The sequence below is a fragment of the Polaromonas sp. genome, from assembly GCF_039930745.1.
Classification (GTDB): domain Bacteria; phylum Pseudomonadota; class Gammaproteobacteria; order Burkholderiales; family Burkholderiaceae_C; genus Polaromonas.
Window position 1 is genome coordinate 20,298 of sequence record NZ_JBDTTH010000007.1, and the last position, 16,673, is coordinate 36,970.

The 16,673-nt window shown below is 62.3% G+C and carries 16 protein-coding genes and 1 tRNA gene; 9 read left to right on the forward strand and 8 right to left on the reverse strand.

Going from position 1 to position 16,673, the window contains the following annotated elements:
• Window positions 1–3: 3 nt before the first annotated feature.
• Entirely contained in the window at window positions 4–957 is a 954-nt protein-coding gene (locus tag ABI660_RS04185; RefSeq protein ID WP_348065259.1) for an asparaginase, read from the reverse strand.
• A 135-nt stretch (window positions 958–1,092) separates the two neighbouring features.
• Here ABI660_RS04185 and lexA point away from each other — a divergent pair, with 135 nt between their 5' ends.
• The 3 genes from lexA (at window position 1,093) to ABI660_RS04200 (ending at window position 3,551) form a co-directional block, all read left to right on the forward strand.
• Window positions 1,093–1,785, forward strand: coding sequence for a transcriptional repressor LexA (gene lexA, locus ABI660_RS04190; protein WP_348065261.1), 693 nt, complete (start codon window positions 1,093–1,095; stop codon window positions 1,783–1,785).
• Window positions 1,786–2,221: 436 nt separating this feature from the next.
• The gene (locus ABI660_RS04195) at window positions 2,222–2,362 is read left to right on the forward strand and encodes a hypothetical protein (RefSeq protein WP_348065263.1); all 141 of its coding nucleotides are present in this window, start codon (window positions 2,222–2,224) and stop codon (window positions 2,360–2,362) included.
• Between the two features lie 181 nt (window positions 2,363–2,543).
• Window positions 2,544–3,551 carry a D-2-hydroxyacid dehydrogenase family protein gene (locus ABI660_RS04200; RefSeq protein WP_348065265.1) on the forward strand — a complete coding sequence of 336 codons (1,008 nt, stop codon included), beginning with the start codon at window positions 2,544–2,546 and terminating at the stop codon, window positions 3,549–3,551.
• 157 nt (window positions 3,552–3,708) lie between these two features.
• On the opposite strand, the gene ABI660_RS04205 is transcribed toward ABI660_RS04200, so the two are convergent.
• Both ABI660_RS04205 and ABI660_RS04210 read right to left on the reverse strand, forming a co-directional pair.
• Window positions 3,709–5,727: a hypothetical protein gene (locus tag ABI660_RS04205; RefSeq protein ID WP_348065267.1), complete on the reverse strand. Its 2,019-nt coding sequence runs from the start codon at window positions 5,725–5,727 to the stop codon at window positions 3,709–3,711.
• Window positions 5,728–5,908: 181 nt separating this feature from the next.
• Complete coding sequence (locus ABI660_RS04210) at window positions 5,909–7,657, reverse strand: hypothetical protein (RefSeq protein WP_348065269.1); 1,749 nt, start codon at window positions 7,655–7,657, stop codon at window positions 5,909–5,911.
• Window positions 7,658–7,913: 256 nt separating this feature from the next.
• Between ABI660_RS04210 and ABI660_RS04215 the strand changes: the two genes are divergently transcribed.
• From ABI660_RS04215 to ABI660_RS04235, 5 genes are all read left to right on the forward strand, one after another.
• Window positions 7,914–9,434 (forward strand): 3-hydroxyacyl-CoA dehydrogenase, encoded by a 1,521-nt coding sequence (locus tag ABI660_RS04215; RefSeq protein WP_348065271.1) that lies wholly within the window; start codon window positions 7,914–7,916, stop codon window positions 9,432–9,434.
• A 153-nt stretch (window positions 9,435–9,587) separates the two neighbouring features.
• Window positions 9,588–10,367: an enoyl-CoA hydratase gene (locus tag ABI660_RS04220; protein WP_348065273.1), complete on the forward strand. Its 780-nt coding sequence runs from the start codon at window positions 9,588–9,590 to the stop codon at window positions 10,365–10,367.
• A gap of 131 nt (window positions 10,368–10,498) precedes the next feature.
• Window positions 10,499–11,224, forward strand: a complete 726-nt coding sequence (locus tag ABI660_RS04225; RefSeq protein WP_348065275.1) for a Crp/Fnr family transcriptional regulator — start codon at window positions 10,499–10,501, stop codon at window positions 11,222–11,224.
• A 4-nt stretch (window positions 11,225–11,228) separates the two neighbouring features.
• A complete protein-coding gene (locus ABI660_RS04230; RefSeq protein WP_348065277.1) occupies window positions 11,229–12,329 on the forward strand; it encodes a phosphotransferase in 1,101 nt (366 codons plus the stop codon).
• Window positions 12,330–12,375: 46 nt separating this feature from the next.
• Window positions 12,376–13,635 (forward strand): acyl-CoA dehydrogenase family protein, encoded by a 1,260-nt coding sequence (locus tag ABI660_RS04235; protein WP_348065279.1) that lies wholly within the window; start codon window positions 12,376–12,378, stop codon window positions 13,633–13,635.
• A gap of 93 nt (window positions 13,636–13,728) precedes the next feature.
• On the opposite strand, the gene ABI660_RS04240 is transcribed toward ABI660_RS04235, so the two are convergent.
• Complete coding sequence (locus ABI660_RS04240; RefSeq protein ID WP_348065281.1) at window positions 13,729–14,412, reverse strand: hypothetical protein; 684 nt, start codon at window positions 14,410–14,412, stop codon at window positions 13,729–13,731.
• 302 nt (window positions 14,413–14,714) lie between these two features.
• Between ABI660_RS04240 and ABI660_RS04245 the strand changes: the two genes are divergently transcribed.
• Window positions 14,715–14,791, forward strand: a tRNA-Pro gene (locus ABI660_RS04245).
• Window positions 14,792–15,046: 255 nt separating this feature from the next.
• Here the strand turns inward: ABI660_RS04245 and ABI660_RS04250 are convergent.
• From ABI660_RS04250 to ABI660_RS04265, 4 genes are read right to left on the reverse strand one after another with little or no spacing between them, the layout of a single operon-like run.
• On the reverse strand, window positions 15,047–15,535 hold the full coding sequence (locus ABI660_RS04250) for a hypothetical protein (protein ID WP_348065283.1): 489 nt from the start codon (window positions 15,533–15,535) through the stop codon (window positions 15,047–15,049).
• Window positions 15,532–16,014, reverse strand: a complete 483-nt coding sequence (locus tag ABI660_RS04255) for a M15 family metallopeptidase (RefSeq protein ID WP_348065285.1) — start codon at window positions 16,012–16,014, stop codon at window positions 15,532–15,534. Before ABI660_RS04255 ends, ABI660_RS04250 begins: the two co-directional genes overlap by 4 nt.
• Complete coding sequence (locus ABI660_RS04260; RefSeq protein WP_348065287.1) at window positions 16,011–16,295, reverse strand: hypothetical protein; 285 nt, start codon at window positions 16,293–16,295, stop codon at window positions 16,011–16,013. The genes ABI660_RS04255 and ABI660_RS04260 overlap by 4 nt, the downstream gene beginning before the upstream one ends.
• The gene (locus ABI660_RS04265; RefSeq protein WP_348065289.1) at window positions 16,292–16,666 is read right to left on the reverse strand and encodes a hypothetical protein; all 375 of its coding nucleotides are present in this window, start codon (window positions 16,664–16,666) and stop codon (window positions 16,292–16,294) included. Before ABI660_RS04265 ends, ABI660_RS04260 begins: the two co-directional genes overlap by 4 nt.
• Window positions 16,667–16,673: the final 7 nt, after the last annotated feature.

Below are 16,673 nucleotides of genomic sequence, written 5' to 3' on the forward strand. Positions count from 1 at the left end.
GCGTCAGCCGATCAGCTGAAGCAGCATGTCCACGCGCGCCTTCACCGGGCTCAGGCCCTGCGAATCAGGGATGGCATCGCCGGCTTTGGGCAGAACCCGGCCCTCCAGACAGCGTGTGGCACGAACCACCCGCACGCCCGCGGCCTGCGCCTGCAGCAGGGCCGCTTCCAGCGCATGGTGCAGCGTGCCGTTGCCGGTCCCCGCCACCACCAGGCCCTGCACACCGCCGGCCACCAGCGCCTGGACCACGGCAGCGCCGGCGCCGGCGTAATTCATGACGATCTCGACGCGCGGCCAGTTTTTTCCAGCATCGTCAGATGCTATGTTTTTAATAGCTGACAGAGCATGTACAGAAAGGGCTTCCGGCCAATTTCTCAACAAGCGCAAGCGCCCCTCCTCGACATACCCCACCGGCCCGGCGTCGCCCGAGCTGAAGGCATCGAGCCGGTAGGTGTGCACCTTTTGGACGTCCCGCGCACTGTGGATGACACCAGCGCACACTGCCAGCACGCCGCGTGCGCCGGGATGCGAGGCAACGGCCACAGCGTCCAGCATGTTTTGCGGGCCATCAGGCGCCAGCGCCGTGGCCGGGCGCATGGCGCAAGTCAGCACCACGGGTTTGTCGGGGTTCAGCAGCGCCTGCAAAAACCAGGCGGTTTCCTCCAGCGTGTCCGTGCCGTGCGTGATGACCAGGCCCTGCACATCGGCCTGCGCCAGAAAATGCTTCATCCGCGCAGCCAGCCGGGCCCACACCGCAAAACTCATGTCCTTGCTGTCTACCTGGGCCACCTGTTCAGTGACCAGCTCACAGGCAGTGCCCGCAAAGGCCGGAACGGCGGCCACCAACTGGTCAATGCCCACTTGCGCTGCCGTGTAGCCCGTATGGTCGGAGGCGCTGGCGGCCGTACCCGCAATGGTGCCGCCGGTCCCGAGAATGACGATTTTTTTCTTTTTCATAAACGCTCGCTCTTGCCTCTTGCATTCTTTAAAAAACTGGATGAAAATACAGTTACTGGATATTAAGACAGCTCGCCAGGATTCCACCTCCCATTCTGGACGATGGAACACCCTGTTTTGCAAGGAGTCCCCGCCATGAGCAGCTTCAATGATTTTTCCGAAATGCCCAAACTCACTGCACGCCAGCAGCAAATTCTTGAACTGATTCAAAGCGCCATCGCCCGCACCGGTGCACCCCCGACGCGTGCTGAAATTGCCAATGAACTCGGTTTCAAGTCCGCCAACGCCGCCGAGGAGCATCTGCAGGCATTGGCCCGCAAAGGTGTGATCGAACTCGTCAGCGGCACCTCGCGCGGCATACGCCTGCGCAGTGACACCCTGCGCTCCATCAACGAATCCCGCATCAAACAGTTTTCCCTGCCGTTGCAAAGCCTGGCCCAACTCGCCCTGCCTCTGGTGGGGCGGGTTGCTGCTGGCAGCCCCATTCTCGCGCAGGAGCATGTGGACCATACCTACTATTTCGAAAGCAGCCTGTTCCAGCGCCAGCCCGACTACCTGCTCAAGGTGCGCGGCATGAGCATGCGTGATGCCGGCATCATGGACGGTGACCTGCTGGCCGTGCAGCAAGCCAAAGAAGCCAAAAACGGGCAGATTGTGGTGGCGCGCCTGGGTGACGAAGTCACCGTCAAGCGTTTTCGCCGGAGCAAGAACCTGATCGAACTCCTGCCTGAAAACCCGGACTTCAAAATCATCGTGGTAGAGCCCGGCGAGCCCTTCGAAATCGAGGGTCTGGCCGTTGGCCTGATCCGCAACACCATGCTGATGTAGCCCCACTGGGCGGCCCGTGGGCATGGGCCACCTCCCTCTTTCCGCGCAGCAGGTGGCGGGCGTTTGGTCGCGTGGACCAACACCCTGGTGCAGCGGATGTTCCGATGTGTTTGCAATCCTGCCTGTGTTTACCTCTACTCCAGGAGTTCTCATGGGAATCGCTGTTTTTTCACGTTCGCCTCTTCGGCCCCTTCGTTCACCGGAGCTTCGTTCATCGCTTTTGTCCGTGCTGCTATCGCCCCTACAGGCAATCGCCTCTTTCCTGCGGCCGGCACCGCCAGCAGTCGCCCTTCCCGCCTTTGTCGCCACCGCCCGACGCCCGGCCGCAGACCGCGCCGAAAATGCTACAAAAACAATAGCTTCCGGTGCCCGACATGCAACGGCTGCAAGCCAAAAACCTTGTCAAACCCTGGCTAAGGCCACATCCCCTCGCCGCTTGAAGATCGTTCGTGAACTGGAGGCCGGCGTCAACCCCTCATGTGCCGGCCGCATGGTTATCTCGGGCCGCATGGCCGATGTCTGTGCCGAGCTGGATCGCATGGCGCAAAGAGAAGCGGCCCTCCACGCCGCCTGCTAACGCAAGAGTACGACGCGGGGTTCGCCGCCGAGACGGCGCACCGGCGAGTTTTGCTGCTGTCCTGGCTTTCCTTGCGGCAGCCCGTGACAACCCAAGGCGGCAGCGTCCTTTCCAGGGCAAGTTCTTGGCCGCCACGCCCCTTGCGTCTCGTCGGCAGAGAACTTGCAGGCACAATATCGGCATGAATATTGTGATTCTGGACGACTACCAGGACGCGGTGCGCAAGCTGCCCTGCGCCGCCAAGCTCGATGCCTACCAAGCCAAGGTCTATACCAACACCGTGAAAGGCATTGGCCAGCTCTCGGTCCGGCTCAAGGATGCCGACGTGATTGTGCTGATCCGCGAACGCACACACCTGCAGCGCCAACTGATCGAAAAACTGCCCAAGCTCAAGATGATTGCGCAGACCGGCCGCGTGGGCAGCCATATCGATGTCGGTGCCTGTACCGAGCGCGGCATTGTCGTGGCTGAAGGCGTGGGATCACCGACAGCGCCGGCAGAGCTCACCTGGGCCCTCGTCATGGCCGCCACGCGCCGCATTCCGCACTATGTCTCGCACCTCAAACATGGCGCATGGCAGCAGGCAGGCCTGAAAAACGCCTCGATGCCGGCCAACTTCGGCATCGGCTCGGTACTCAAGGGCAAGACCCTGGGCATCTGGAGCTACGGCAAGATCGGCCAGATCGTCGCCGGTTACGGCCGGGCTTTCGGCATGCGGGTGCTGGTCTGGGGCAGCCAGGCCTCACGTGCCCGCGCGCAGGCCGACGGTTATGAGGTTGCCTCGTCGAAGGCAGAGTTTTTCGAAGACAGCGATGTGCTGAGCCTGCACCTGCGGCTGCACGATGACACCCGGGGCGCCGTCACACTGGACGACCTGCTGCGCATGAAGCCTACGTCCGTGCTGGTCAATACTTCACGCGCCGAACTGATCGAGCCCGAGGCACTGATCGCGGGGCTGAACCGCGGTCGCCCGGGGCTGGCGGCCATCGATGTGTTCGAGTCAGAACCCATCCTGCAGGGCCACGCGTTGTTGCGTCTGGAGAACTGCATCTGCACACCGCACATCGGTTATGTCGAGCAGGAAAGCTACGAAATGTACTTTGGCGCGGCCTTTGACAACGTCGTCAACTTCATCAAGGGCACGCCCACCAACATCGTCAATCCCGGCGCATTGCAGGTGCGGCGCTAGTGCAGTGTTGCATGCTTGATGGAACGAATAAAAGCGATGGATTTTGGGTCAGGGCAAGGCGTAAACCACAGCGATACCCAAGGTATCGCGCGGATTTGCAACGCTACCATGGCGCAAAAGACGCGCTTTTATGTTCCAGATAGCGTGCAACACTGCACTAGCGTTTGCGTCGGCTTGGCGTCAGACGCAGCGCACCAGGCACTGGCTGTAGTGAAGACCCGGACAGGTCAAAGTCAATCAGGTTGCCCTCTTGCGCCACTGCGGCATCTGCTACTACCTTTTCCTGCTGCGGAAGTAGCAGCGACACCGGCTCAGCCGGCAGCGTGACGTGGGCTTCGATCAGACCAGCACCCAGGGTACTCAGGTCAATATCGAGGACCGGCAGGCGCTGACCAGACGCCGACGAAACCCGCGGCAAGATCATCCTGCCAGCGGCCCGACCTGTTCCGCTGCTGCCGCGTGAATCTGCCGGCGCGACCATCGACGACGAAGGCAGATCGAAATCCAGCAGGCTTTCGCTGGGGGCGGGCTGCGTCTGGACGATTTCCTTGGCGATACCGTAGAGAAAAAGCAGTTCACGGTAGGCTTCGAGGCCAAACGGTTCAGCCTGCGCTCCCAGCTTGCGGAAAACCAATTCCTCGATCACCTGCAGCGCCCCGGGGGTCGGCCAGAGCGACACAATGCGCGACAGCACCGCCTCGTAGGACTCCAGGCCCAGGCTGGCCCCGGTGTACGCTTCAAAAGGAGGAATGTCGGCATTGAACAGGCGGTTGAATTCCCCGCGCAGCTCGTCAAAATCGGCGCGGCGCTTCAACTGGTGGTACAGGCCGAACAAATCCAGGTAAACCAGCGCACTGGTCTGAACGTCTTCGCCAATATGGTTGCGCAGCACTTCCACCGCTTGGTCATGGCGCCCCACGGACATGAAAAATTCAGCCTGATGCTGGACATCGAAAAGCTCCTCGGCTTTGACCGAGCGCGGCGTGTGGGGCATGCTCAGGGCGAAGTCCCCCCGGTCGCGACGCGACAGCGGCGGTGTCAACGTGCGGGACGGCTTGCGTGGGGTCGGCCCGACCGAGACTCTGCCACCCGAATACATCTGACTGTCCTGCGACGTCCCATAAAGCAGGTCGCTGTCCGCACGAAGGCTGTCTTCCCCTGGCCTGACAGGGCCTCCCATGCCGCTGGCGAGCCAGTCCATTTCAGCCGGATTTTTCCTGCGCCACCAGGGCTTGGCTGGTCCTTCCGAAGCATGCCCGGCAGGCCGCCGCTTCGCCAGGTAAAAGGCGGCTGCAACTGCCAGCGCCAATGCAAGGGCGACCGCATAGGTCCAACCCATCGCGTCGCGCTGCTGCCGGAGCTGCCCCTTGAGCTGGACCAGCGTCTCCCGGTTGGCCTTGGTGTCCACGCTCAGGCGTCGCAAGTCCGCTTCCATCGAACTCATCTTTTCCGCGTCCCGGAGCACGTCCTCCGGCTCAGCCGTCAGCGCCTTCCACATTGCAGCAGCCAGCGCGCGCTGGCTCGTGCTGGCTGGAGGTGGGCTTGGCAGTTCGCGGGAAATCCTGAGTTGCGGCGGCAGTTCCAATGTGAGGTCCAGCGGCTCCAGCGTGAGCCGTGCCAACGGTTTCGCTGGGGCGCGTGGCAAAGCCTTCGCGGCGGCTGGCATGGCAGCATCTGTCCTTCGGACCGGTTGCGCCAGGCGTTGTGGCATTGCCGGTCGAACCTTTTTTTCCGCGATTGACGGAAGGGCTTCACTGGCCGGCGGGCTAGCTGCGAGCCGTGCGGGCAGCGCGGGCGTGGTCATCTGTTGCGGCGCAGGATCCGCCAGCAACACATAACGTCTTTCCGTGCTGGTAGCGCAGCCGGCGCGCACATGCAGCGTGACCACCGGCTCGTCCACCACAGCGCTTGACCGGATGCGAATCAGGCTATCCCCATCTGGACCCACCTTTTCGAGGGAAACACGAACCCGGGAGTTTTCCACCCGGCTGTCCGAGTAGAAAACATCGGCGCGTACACACGTCGCCGGAAGCAATTCAGCATCGTCGAGCACCACGCGAATGGCAACATCCAGCGGTCGTCCCAGCAAGGCTAACCCCTCGCTGCGTCCCAGCGACAAGGCCATGCCGGCCGAACTTGCACTCGCCAGCAGCAGTGCCAGAAACAAGCGTGACACGGTCAAAAAATGAAGGGGAAAGTATGCATATTTACATTTTGACACATTGCATTGAATGCGAGGTGCAAGCCGGACGACGACTGGCCTGCAAAGCTTAATGAAACTAAAAAAAGCCAGGGAGGCCAGCCGGCCCCCGCCTCCATCAGCGTTCAGCGCAGACAGTGATCGGCCTGGTCGGCTTTCAGGAGCTGGATTTGTCGAAGTCATCGGGCCGATAGCCCGTGTCGTAGTCGTCAAAATCGACCAGCGAATCCAACCCGGTAGGTTTGGCGGAATCCGAAGGTCTGGACAACGGTGCGACAGCGGAAACTGCGTTCGCACGCGCGCTATCCCTCTGCCTGGCCGCATGGAGCAACTCGGCAAGGCTGGAAGCCGTGCCGGCACGCTCAGCTTCCGTCCGCCCCCCCGGGTCCCGCCCCGTCGACGACGCCCTGGTGGCGCGCGTGGCGCCGCCAGCAGGCAGGTTGGCGCCGTCGGTGAGCTTGCTCAGGTCGATATCCACCCCCAGTCGCGGCGAAGACCTGGGTTGCATGGCCAGCTCCGGCCACTGGGTGTCTCCGCTTGCCGTGTAACCGGAATCAAGCTCAATGACGTCACGCACCATGGCGTACAACAGCAGCAATTCCCGGTATTCCTCCAGCGCCAGCACCTCTGCAGCATCCCCGGGTTCCCGGAACAGCGCATCTTCAATGACTTTGAAAACCTGCCGCGTTGGCCATACGGCCTGAATCCGCAGCAAAACAGCGCCGTAGGTGGCCCCGCCGGTAGGGGCTGGCACGTATTGGCCAAAAGGTGCTATCCGGGTATTGAACACGCGGTTGAAGTCATCGCGCAGGGCCTCGTAGTCCTGTTCATTGCCCGCCTGGTGGTACAGGTCCAGCAGATCCAGGTAGACCAGGGCACTGGTCTTGACGTTGTTGACCAGGTGCTTGCGAAGCAACCCGATGGCTTGGGCCTGCTGTCCCTGTGAACTGAAAAAGTCCACCTGCTGCTGAAGGTCAAACAGCTCCGGCACCTTCACCGTGCGCGGCACGAATGGCACGCTGACCGAAAAACGGGGCCGGTCACGCGGCGGCAGAGACGAAACCGACTCAGCCGCCGGGCTGCGCGAAGCGCGCTTGAGGCTATCGAACAATGATTCGTTGGTGTCAAGGTCGCCAGCCCTGCTTGTCCCGAACGCGGGCATGAGTGTCGATGGGCCGGGGTCGGGGCCTAGTCCCCCTGGCCCGGATGCACCGCTGGAGGGCTCTATCCGCGAGATGGCACGCAGGTAGGAAATGAAGAGCACGCCGACGATTGCAATGGACAAAAGCGCAGCCAGGCCATACACAAGGATCTTGTCGTAACGTCCGCCGTCGACTTTTTCCAGCTGGACCCTGCTTTCGGCCAGGGCGGCCTGGTTTCTCTGCAAATCGGCACGCAGCTGGCGAAGCTCGGCTTCAAGGGACTGGACTTTTTCGGCACCCAATTCCGGCGCCGGCTGGGCATCGGGCGCAGGGAGTGAGGGCGTTCCCGTTGCCGCCAACGCTGCGGCCCGCGGACTGGATGCCGCCAGCACCACATACCGCCGCGAGGTTTTCTGCTGGCATCCGGCACTCAGATGAACCGTTACCACCGGGCCTTCGACGGGTGCAGCAGCGCGAACATGGACCAGCCAGTCCTGCGCACTGGAGGATTTTTCCATTGTCGCGTGCACGCTGTTTTTGGCCAATGACCGGTCCGCGTAAAAGACGTCCGCATCCAGGCAAAGGGCCTGCGGATTGTCTCCAGCTTCAAGCACCACCTGCATGCTCAGGTCCAGCGGCTGGCCCAGGACGGCGGAACGGGTGTTGGGTCCCAGCGTCACCGCCAGCGAGCTTGCAGCCGCGCACAGCCATAAACCGCCCACCAGAATGTGGCGGCTCCCGAGGAGGTGTAAAAAGATATTCACTGGGCAATTCTGGCACTGCCGGCACAAACCGGGCGAAGCTGCCGAGGCGTCCTGAGATGAAAAAGAGTCACTGCGCATGCTCCCGCAAAGTCTTTGGGATAGGTCCGGCTACCCCACAACAAATCTGCCGCACCCCTCTGGGTAACCGACGAAGAAGTCTAACGCCAGCGACCGGAGCGCGCAAACGCCCGCCACTGCGAGCGCCCTGAAAGCAGGACCCGGGAGCTCCGTCTGGCCTGCGGGATAATCCCTGTCCATGAAACCACTCTACAAAACTGTTGGCCTTGTTGGCACCGGCGCCATGGGCCGGGGTATCGCACAAATCGCAGTTCAGGCGGGCAGCGCCGTCAAGCTGTTTGACACCCAGGAAGGAGCCACTGGCAAGGCACAGGAAGCGCTGGGAGAGCAGTGGGACAAGCTGGTGGGCAAAGGCCGGCTGGACGCTGCACTGGCCGCCGACCACAAAACACGCTTGCTGCGCGCCGACACACTGGACGACCTGGCCGATTGCGACCTCGTGATCGAGGCTGTTGCAGAACGGCTGGATGTGAAGAAATCACTGTTTTTGTCCCTGGAAGGTGTTGTTTCCGGGCAAACAATTCTTGCCACCAATACCTCCTCGCTGTCCGTCACGGCCATCGCTGCCGGGCTGAGGCATCCGGAGCGTTTTGCCGGCTACCATTTCTTCAATCCCGTCCCTTTGATGAAAGTGGTCGAGGTCATCGCCGGTATCAAGACGGAGGCTGCGACCTGCAACGCCCTGGCCGAGTACGCGCGGCAGATGGGCCACACGCCAGTGCAGGCCCAGGACACCCCGGGCTTCATCGTGAACCACGCAGGGCGCGCGTATGGCACCGAGGCCCTGCGCATTGTCAGTGAAGGCATCGCCGATTTCGCCACCATAGACCGCATTCTCAGAGACCAGGCCGGTTTCAAGCTGGGGCCTTTCGAACTGATGGACCTGACGGCCCTCGACGTGTCGCATCCGGTGATGGAATCGGTCTACCACCAGTATTACGAGGAACCGCGCTATCGCCCCAGCGCGATCACCGCGCAGCGCCTGGCCGGCGGCCTGCTGGGCCGCAAGACCGGCGAAGGGTTTTACCGTTATGCCGATGGCGCCGCGCAAACGCCTGCCGAGCCAGCGGCTCCCGCTGTGGCCGAGATGCCACCGGTCTGGGTCTCGCCGCGCGCCGCGCGCCGCTCGGAACTGCTGCAGCTGCTGAAAAATCTCGGCGCCAGCATCGAAACCGGTGCCTCGCCGTCGATGAACGCGCTGGTGCTGGTTGCCCCCCTGGGCTTTGACATCACCACAGTGGCCGTGGTCGAGCGGCTCGACCCGGCACGCACCGTGGGCATTGACATGCTGATCGACGACGCCGCAACCAAGCGCCGCGTGCTGGCCACCAACCCTGCCACCCGCAGCGACATGCGTGACGCCGCGCATGCGCTGTTCGCGCGCGACGGCAAGGCCGTGAGCGTGGTGCGCGACAGCGGCGGCTTCGTCACCCAGCGGGTGGTCGCAGCCATCGTCAACATCGCCAGCGACATCTGCCAGCAGGGCATCTGCAGCCCGAAAGACCTGGAAACCGCGGTGACGCTCGGGCTGGGCTACCCGCTAGGCCCGCTCGCCATGGGTGACCGTTATGGCCCCACGAACATCCTGGAAGTGCTGTTCAACATGCAGACCGTGTACGGCGACCCGCGCTACCGCCCTTCCCCCTGGCTGCGCCGCCGCGGTGCCATCGGCCTGAGCTTGATGCACGAAGAAGATTGAAACACCCCCGTCGGATGCTCACCGCGTGTAGCACCTTCCCCCCTCAAGGGGGCGACGCCTGCGGCCTGGCGAAGCCAGTTCCGCGGCGTCTGCTTGCAGCAGAACCGCTCAGTGCGGCCCTTGTGGCCAGTTCACCCTCTCGAAAGAATTGACATGGCAGGCGCAATCAAAAGTACCAGTGAGGGCCAGACCCTTATCCTGACGATCAGCAATCCTGAATTCAGGAACGCGCTTGGGCCCGAGATTTATGCCCAGGGAGTGGAAGCGCTGAACGCTGCCGAAAACAACCCTGAAATCCGCAGTGTGGTCATCACCGGCGAAGGGGCCACATTTTGCGCCGGCGGGAACCTGCGCCGCCTGCAGGAAAATCGGGCGCTGCCGCCCGAGGTGCAGGCCCAGAGCATCAATGGCCTGCACAGCTGGATGGATTCGATACGCACCTTTCCGAAACCGGTGATAGCAGCGGTCGAAGGTGCTGCCGCCGGGGCCGGTTTTTCGCTGGCACTCGCCTGCGACTTCGTGGTCGCGGCCGAAAATGCCGTGTTTGTGATGGCCTACAGCAGTGTGGCTCTGTCGCCGGACGGCGGCGGCAGCTGGGCGCTCAGCCGCGCCCTGCCGCGCGCCCTGGTTACCGAACTGCTCATGTGCGGTGAACGCATAGGCACCCCACGCCTGCATGCGCTGGGCCTGGTCAACCGCAACGTGACCGCCGGTGACGCGCTCCACGAAGCGCTCAAGCTGGCCGACACGCTCAATGCGCGCGCGCCCAACGCGCTGGCCAGCATCAAGGAACTCATCAACGACGCGCAGGCCAATACCCTGAGCCAGCAAATGGACGCCGAACGCGCGCATTTTGTGCGCAACCTGCATCACCCCAATGGCGGCGAAGGTATCGCGGCGTTTCTCGACAAGCGCCCTCCCGCCTACGATTGAAGCAGGCGGCACGCGCCGCGCCTGCCTTCCGGCCACGTCTGAGCTGGGGACACCGATGCGACAGCCGGGCGCGCGCCGTGCCGTCGCTGGCGCGACAATAGAAGTCTTGTGAGTCACTCAAAAGACAGGCTATGGACGATCCCATTCTTACGATAGACGAAAGAGAGGCCATCAACGCTGGTCGCTGGTTTTCATCCCTATCCCCCTCACTCAGGCACGACATACTTCGATGCGCTTACGTCCAACGTTTCAAGGACGGCGAACTGATCGCCGCCCGCGGCGATCCGCCGGAACAATGGATTGCCTGCGCCAAGGGTGCGGTGCGCGTGAGCTCGACCTCGATCTCGGGCAAGCAGATCACGCTGACCTATGTGGAGCCCGGCATCTGGTTTGGCGACGTCGCGATCTTCGACGGCGACCGGCGAACGCACGACGCCTATGCCCACGGCGACACCACCATTCTTTGCGTGGCCAAGGCCGATTTCAGGAAGATCCTGGCAGCCCATGTGGAGCTGTACGAAGCCATGCTGCGCCTGCACGCGCGCCGTATCCGACAGCTCTACGGCCTGGTGGAAGACCTCAACACCCTGCCGCTGCGCGCGCGCCTGGCCAAACAGCTGCTGCATCTGGTGCGCAGCTACGGCGTGAGCAGCCTCAGCGACGGGCGCGAAGTGCGCATCGGCCTGCAGCTCGCGCAGGAAGAGCTGGCGCAATTGCTGGGCGCTTCACGCCAGCGTGTGAACCAGGAACTCAAGGCCATGGAGCGCGAGGATGCGATCCGCATCGAGCCGGGCGGCCTGGTGGTGCGCAACCGCGAAGCCCTGCTGCGCATCTCTGAAGCCGATCTGGAAAAATAAAACAATGAGCAATTTCGACCATTTCCTGGGCACCCGCGAGGTATCGGCCCAGCATGCTTTTGATGTCGCGGCGCTGAGTGCCTACCTCGAAAAAAACCTGCCGGATTTTGCGGGACCGCTGAGCGTGGAAATGTTCAAGGGTGGCCAGTCCAACCCCACCTACAAGCTGATCACACCGGCACGCGCCTACGTCATGCGCGCCAAGCCGGGGCCAGTGGCCAAGCTGCTGCCTTCGGCACACGCGGTCGAGCGCGAGTTCAAGGTCATGAGCGGCTTGCAGGGCACTGATGTACCGGTGGCCACAATGTATTGCCTGTGCGAAGACGAAGCGGTGATCGGCCGCGCCTTCTACGTGATGGAGTTTGTCGAAGGCCGTGTGCTCTGGGACCAGGCACTGCCCGGTATGACGACCACCCAGCGCGCTGAAATTTATACCGAGATGAACCGCGTGATTGCCGCGCTGCACAAGGTGAAGTTCGCCGAACGCGGCCTGGCCGACTACGGCAAACCGGGCAATTATTTCGAACGCCAGATCGGTCGCTGGAGCAAGCAGTACACTGCCTCCATCACCCAGCCCATCCCCGAGATGGACGCACTCATGAAGTGGTTGCCCGAGAACATTCCGGCCAGCGCGCGCGATGAAGCCATGGTATCCATCGTGCACGGCGACTTCCGGCTCGACAACCTGATGTTCCACCCGACCGAGCCGCGCGTGCTGGCTGTGCTGGACTGGGAACTATCGACCCTTGGCCATCCGCTGGCCGACTTCAGCTACCACTGCATGGCCTGGCACATACCGCCAGGCGCCTTCCGCGGCATAGGCGGGCTCGATGTCGCCAGCCTGGGCATTCCGCTGGAGTCCGACTACATCCGCCTGTACTGCGAACGCACCGGCTTTGCCAGCCCTGAGCTGATCAAGGCCGACTGGAATTTCTACCTCGCCTACAACCTGTTTCGCCTCGCCGCAATTTTGCAGGGCATTGCCAAACGCGTCGAGGCCGGCACAGCCGCCAGCGCCCAGGCCGTTGCCTCCGCCAAAGGCGCGCCGGCACTGGCCCGCATGGCCTGGGACTTTGCACAAAAAAGCCAAAAGCAGAAGCACTGACTTCACTTCCCCGATCAACGACACCCCTACATCCCAGGAGATATTGATGGATTTCAGCTACACCCCCAAGGTACAGGAACTGCAGGCCCGACTGCTGAAGTTCATGGACCAGCATATCTATCCGAACGAGGCACGTTTCTTCCGCGAGATTGCCGAAAACCGCGCCAAGGGCAACGCCTGGATCCCAACAACCCTGATCGAGGAACTCAAGCCCAAGGCCCGGGCTGCGGGCCTGTGGAACCTGTTTTTACCGCATTCCTCACGGGCACCCGAAGGCCTGTCCAATCTCGAATACGCGCCGCTGTGCGAAATCATGGGCCGCGTGGTTTTTGCTGCCGAGGTATTCAACTGCTCCGCGCCCGATACCGGCAACATGGAAACCATCGAGCGTTATGGCTCGGAAGCCAACAAGGACCGCTGGCTCGTACCCCTGCTCAAGGGCGAGATCCGCTCCGCCTTCCTGATGACCGAGCCCGAAGTGGCCTCGTCCGATGCGACCAACATCCAGTGCAGCATCGTCCGTGACGGCAACGACTATGTGCTCAACGGCCTGAAATGGTGGTCGTCGGGCGCCGGTGACCCACGCTGTGCCATTTACATCGTCATGGGCAAGACCAATCCGGAAGCGGGCCGCCACGAGCAGCAGTCCATGGTCCTGGTGCCGGCCAACACACCCGGCATCACCGTGGTCCGGCCGCTGAATGTTTTCGGTTACGACGACGCACCGCACGGCCACATGGAAGTGCGCCTGACCAATGTACGCGTGCCCGTAGGCAACATGCTACTGGGCGAAGGCCGCGGCTTCGAAATAGCACAAGGCCGCCTTGGCCCCGGGCGCATCCACCATTGCATGCGCAGCATAGGCATTGCCGAGCGCGCGCTTGAGCTGATGTGCAAGCGCCTGAACACCCGTGTCGCCTTTGGCAAGCCCATTGCAAGCCAGTCGGTCTGGCATGAGCGTATTGCAGAAGCGCGCTGCATGATCGACCAGGCGCGCCTGCTGACGCTCAAGGCCGCCTACATGATGGACACTGTCGGCAACAAGGTCGCCAAGGCCGAAATCGCCATGATCAAGGTGGTGGCGCCCAACATGGCCTGCCAGATCATCGACTGGGCCATCCAGGCCCATGGCGGCGGCGGCGTGTCGGACGACTTCCCGCTGGCCTATGCCTATGCGCACCAGCGCACCCTGCGCCTGGCCGACGGCCCGGACGAAGTGCACCGCGCTTCCCTGGCCAAACTGGAACTGGCCAAACACCTGGCCATGCCCGGCGCAGTCGAGATGCCGATCACGCGCGGCAGCTAAGGCGGCCTCTCAGGCGACGGCGCGCTATCCGCTATTAAAAGAGTAGCTGATGGCGCCCGTCCCTTATGGGCTGGCGCCTGATTTTGCTTGAAATTACAGGGGAATGTCGGTAGACAGGCCAGCCAGCGCCGCCTCACACGCGCTGGTGTACACAATGGCCGCATGCTGCAGCGTGGCGATGGTGGGCGGGCTGTGCTGCATGCGCAGGTAGGCCTTGCCGCGCAGCAGCATCAGGATGAATGGCGTTTGCGGATCCGGGCCGGGCTCGGGCCAGTGCAGCAGCATTTCCGCCAGGTTGTTGTCCACCCAAGCCAAGGCGTTGTCGCGCCGGTCTGCCAGCACCGCATAACGTTCCCAGAACTCGGGCACCACGCTGCTCCAGCCGAACTCCTCGTACATGGCGAGCCAGCGCATTTCTTCCGGAAGGCCAGGGGCTGCCGTGGTCTGCAGCGTGTCGGTATACATGCCGTAGGCGCGCTTTTCCAGCGATTCCTTGAGCGGCCGGTTCATGATCAGCACTGCGGCATCTTCGTTGATGCCCAGTGCAGCGCGTGCACGCAATTCCTCACCCACGATGTAGTCGCGTGTTGCCGCCCCGCTCTCAAGCTTCCAGGGTTTACCGCGCACCTTGCCTGTCAGTACAAAACCGGCTCCCTTGCCCTGGCTGGCGTAACTGAAGCCTTGCGTGCCCGCCCACTCCGACACCGCATCGGGAGGCACGGCTTGCGGCAGCGGCGTTTCGCTTCCTGCAAAGACTTTTTTCAGGCGCTCGAACATGGTTCCGGAATTTCTCTTAAGGTCCAGCAAACATCATAGGTTGAAGGCAACGCGATGATCAAGGTTTATTCTTGACCCACCCCGGACGGCGCATCTGAAAAATGGTTTGACCTGATCGCGGCCCGCCCAGCAGTGCAACGCGGCGTCAAGGTGCGCATCAACGACGACAAGGCGCGCGACACCCTGTTCGGCAGGACGCAGTACCCCAGAAGCCCTGAAACTCCGCCCCCGCTTGCGCCCGGTCAAATAATTCAGCAAGGCGCGCGGCAGGCTACCGGTTCGGGCTATAATCTTGGACTTGTCGGAGTGTGGCGCAGTCTGGTAGCGCACCTGGTTTGGGACCAGGGGGTCCAAGGTTCGAATCCTTGTACTCCGACCAAAGATTCATCCAAAAAAAGCTCACTGTGGTGGGCTTTTTTCACATCTGCGTTTACATTCGCCGTATCCGCTTTTCTGCCCGTAGCTCAGTTGGATAGAGCATCAGCCTTCTAAGCTGGCTATGAAATCCATATTCCATGCGGGTTGCGGCCTGATTCGCGCTCCGCAAAACTGGAATTATTACCAGCTATTTAGCCCGCATTCGGCCGTATCTCATGGTGCATTTGCGGAGCGGAAAACGCCCGTCGAGCACGCCCTATTTCAAGGCTTCCTGCACTCTCACCCATTCGCGCAGTCCGCTCAGGTTTTCAATGGCTGCGCGACAGGTTCCGTAATTTTCGGCGACGGTGCTGGCAGCGGTTTGAGCTGGTACTGGGGCAGCATCAGGGATGGCGGCGGGGTTGGGAACTTCGCCATTGGCAGCGGCGTCGTGGAGCACCCGGAAGCCGCCAGACATAGGGCAAGTATCAGCTTTGACATAAATCGGTACCTCTTTAATGATGGTTTCCGTTACCGTGCGGATCTTCGCTTGCGCGGCTTCCTGTTTGGCAACTATTGGCGGTGCGACGGCTGCGCGCTTGTCGTCAACGTCCTTGGCCTGCTTGGCGTATTCGGCGCGAGCCTTACCGTAGCCGATGTCCTGCTGGTGGTCGGCCCAGGCGAAGTAGCCCAAGGTCAGGGCGCCGGCCAGCGCCAGCAGCATCAGCCAGCGGCCGAGATTGAACCAGGCGAGGATGTCAGTCATGCAGGCACCCCGCGAAGGCGCATCTGCTCCATGCTCAGGCCGCCGGTGTACTGGAAGTGCGCGAACTCCTTGAACGTCCTCCATCGGCCGGCCCACTCCAGACCAGCGGCTTCACCATGGGCGGCCACGCGCTCCCACACCTCGAGGTCGTCGGTGTGGTCGTCGGTTGGGTCCTCATCGATACCGTCGCCCTTCGTTCCCCAGATGGCGATGCCATTGCGCAGCGGCACAACGTCGCCGGCACAGGCGAAGTTGTGCCAGCTGTAGCCCGCCTGGGCGTTGGTGACGATCTTGCCGGGTTTGGTCCGGCCCTGGGCGTACAGCGCGTTCTGGGATTCGCCGTCGCGCAAGGTGCTGGTCACCAGGACCGTGATGCCGTTCCGCACGAACCAAGGGTCGGCGGCGCATCGCGCCAGCATGGACTGGAACCGGAGTTTTGTTTCCGGGTTGAGGTCATCAAGGCTGCGGCTGTTTTTCATGTTGACTCCCTGAAGGCGTTGGGCAGGCCGCGCCGCCAGTAGTGGGCAGTCACGAATTGCACGCAGAACATGGCGGCCACGCCCACCGTGAGCAACAGGCCGGGCTCATACCCCCAGAAGGGCGAGAACAAGCAGGTCAGCGCGAATACCGCCAGAAAGGTGAAGGCCCAACGCACTGGTCGCTTTGTGTTGCGCTTCGATGTGTAGGCCAGCCTGCAAAAGCAGGTCACCAGCAGCGCCAGCGCGAAGGCCAGATAGACGTACAGGAGGTATTGCTTCATGGTCCATTTCCCTTCTTGTTGAAGAAGGCCAGCGCGCCATTGAGCACAGCCGTGAGCACCGCCCCCCAGCGATTGCCGACCCAGCCGATGAGAAACGCCACGATGGCCAGCAACTCCACGGCCGGCAGGCCGGTGTAGTGACCGATGAAGTAGCTCAGCCCAGAGGCCAGCGCCACCGCCATAGCGACGTATTTTGTGCAGTACCAAAGCGCAGCAAGTTTGCCGGCGGTTTGCACTTCACCCAGGCTGATGATTGCCCCCACCGATGCGGCAAAGAGCACGATCACCAGCGGGCTGTAGTTCTGCCCCACAAGGGCAGTGGTGATGGCAACGAGGGCAGAGCCCGCCGCGCCTGTATTCGTAAGGGTCATTTTGGTT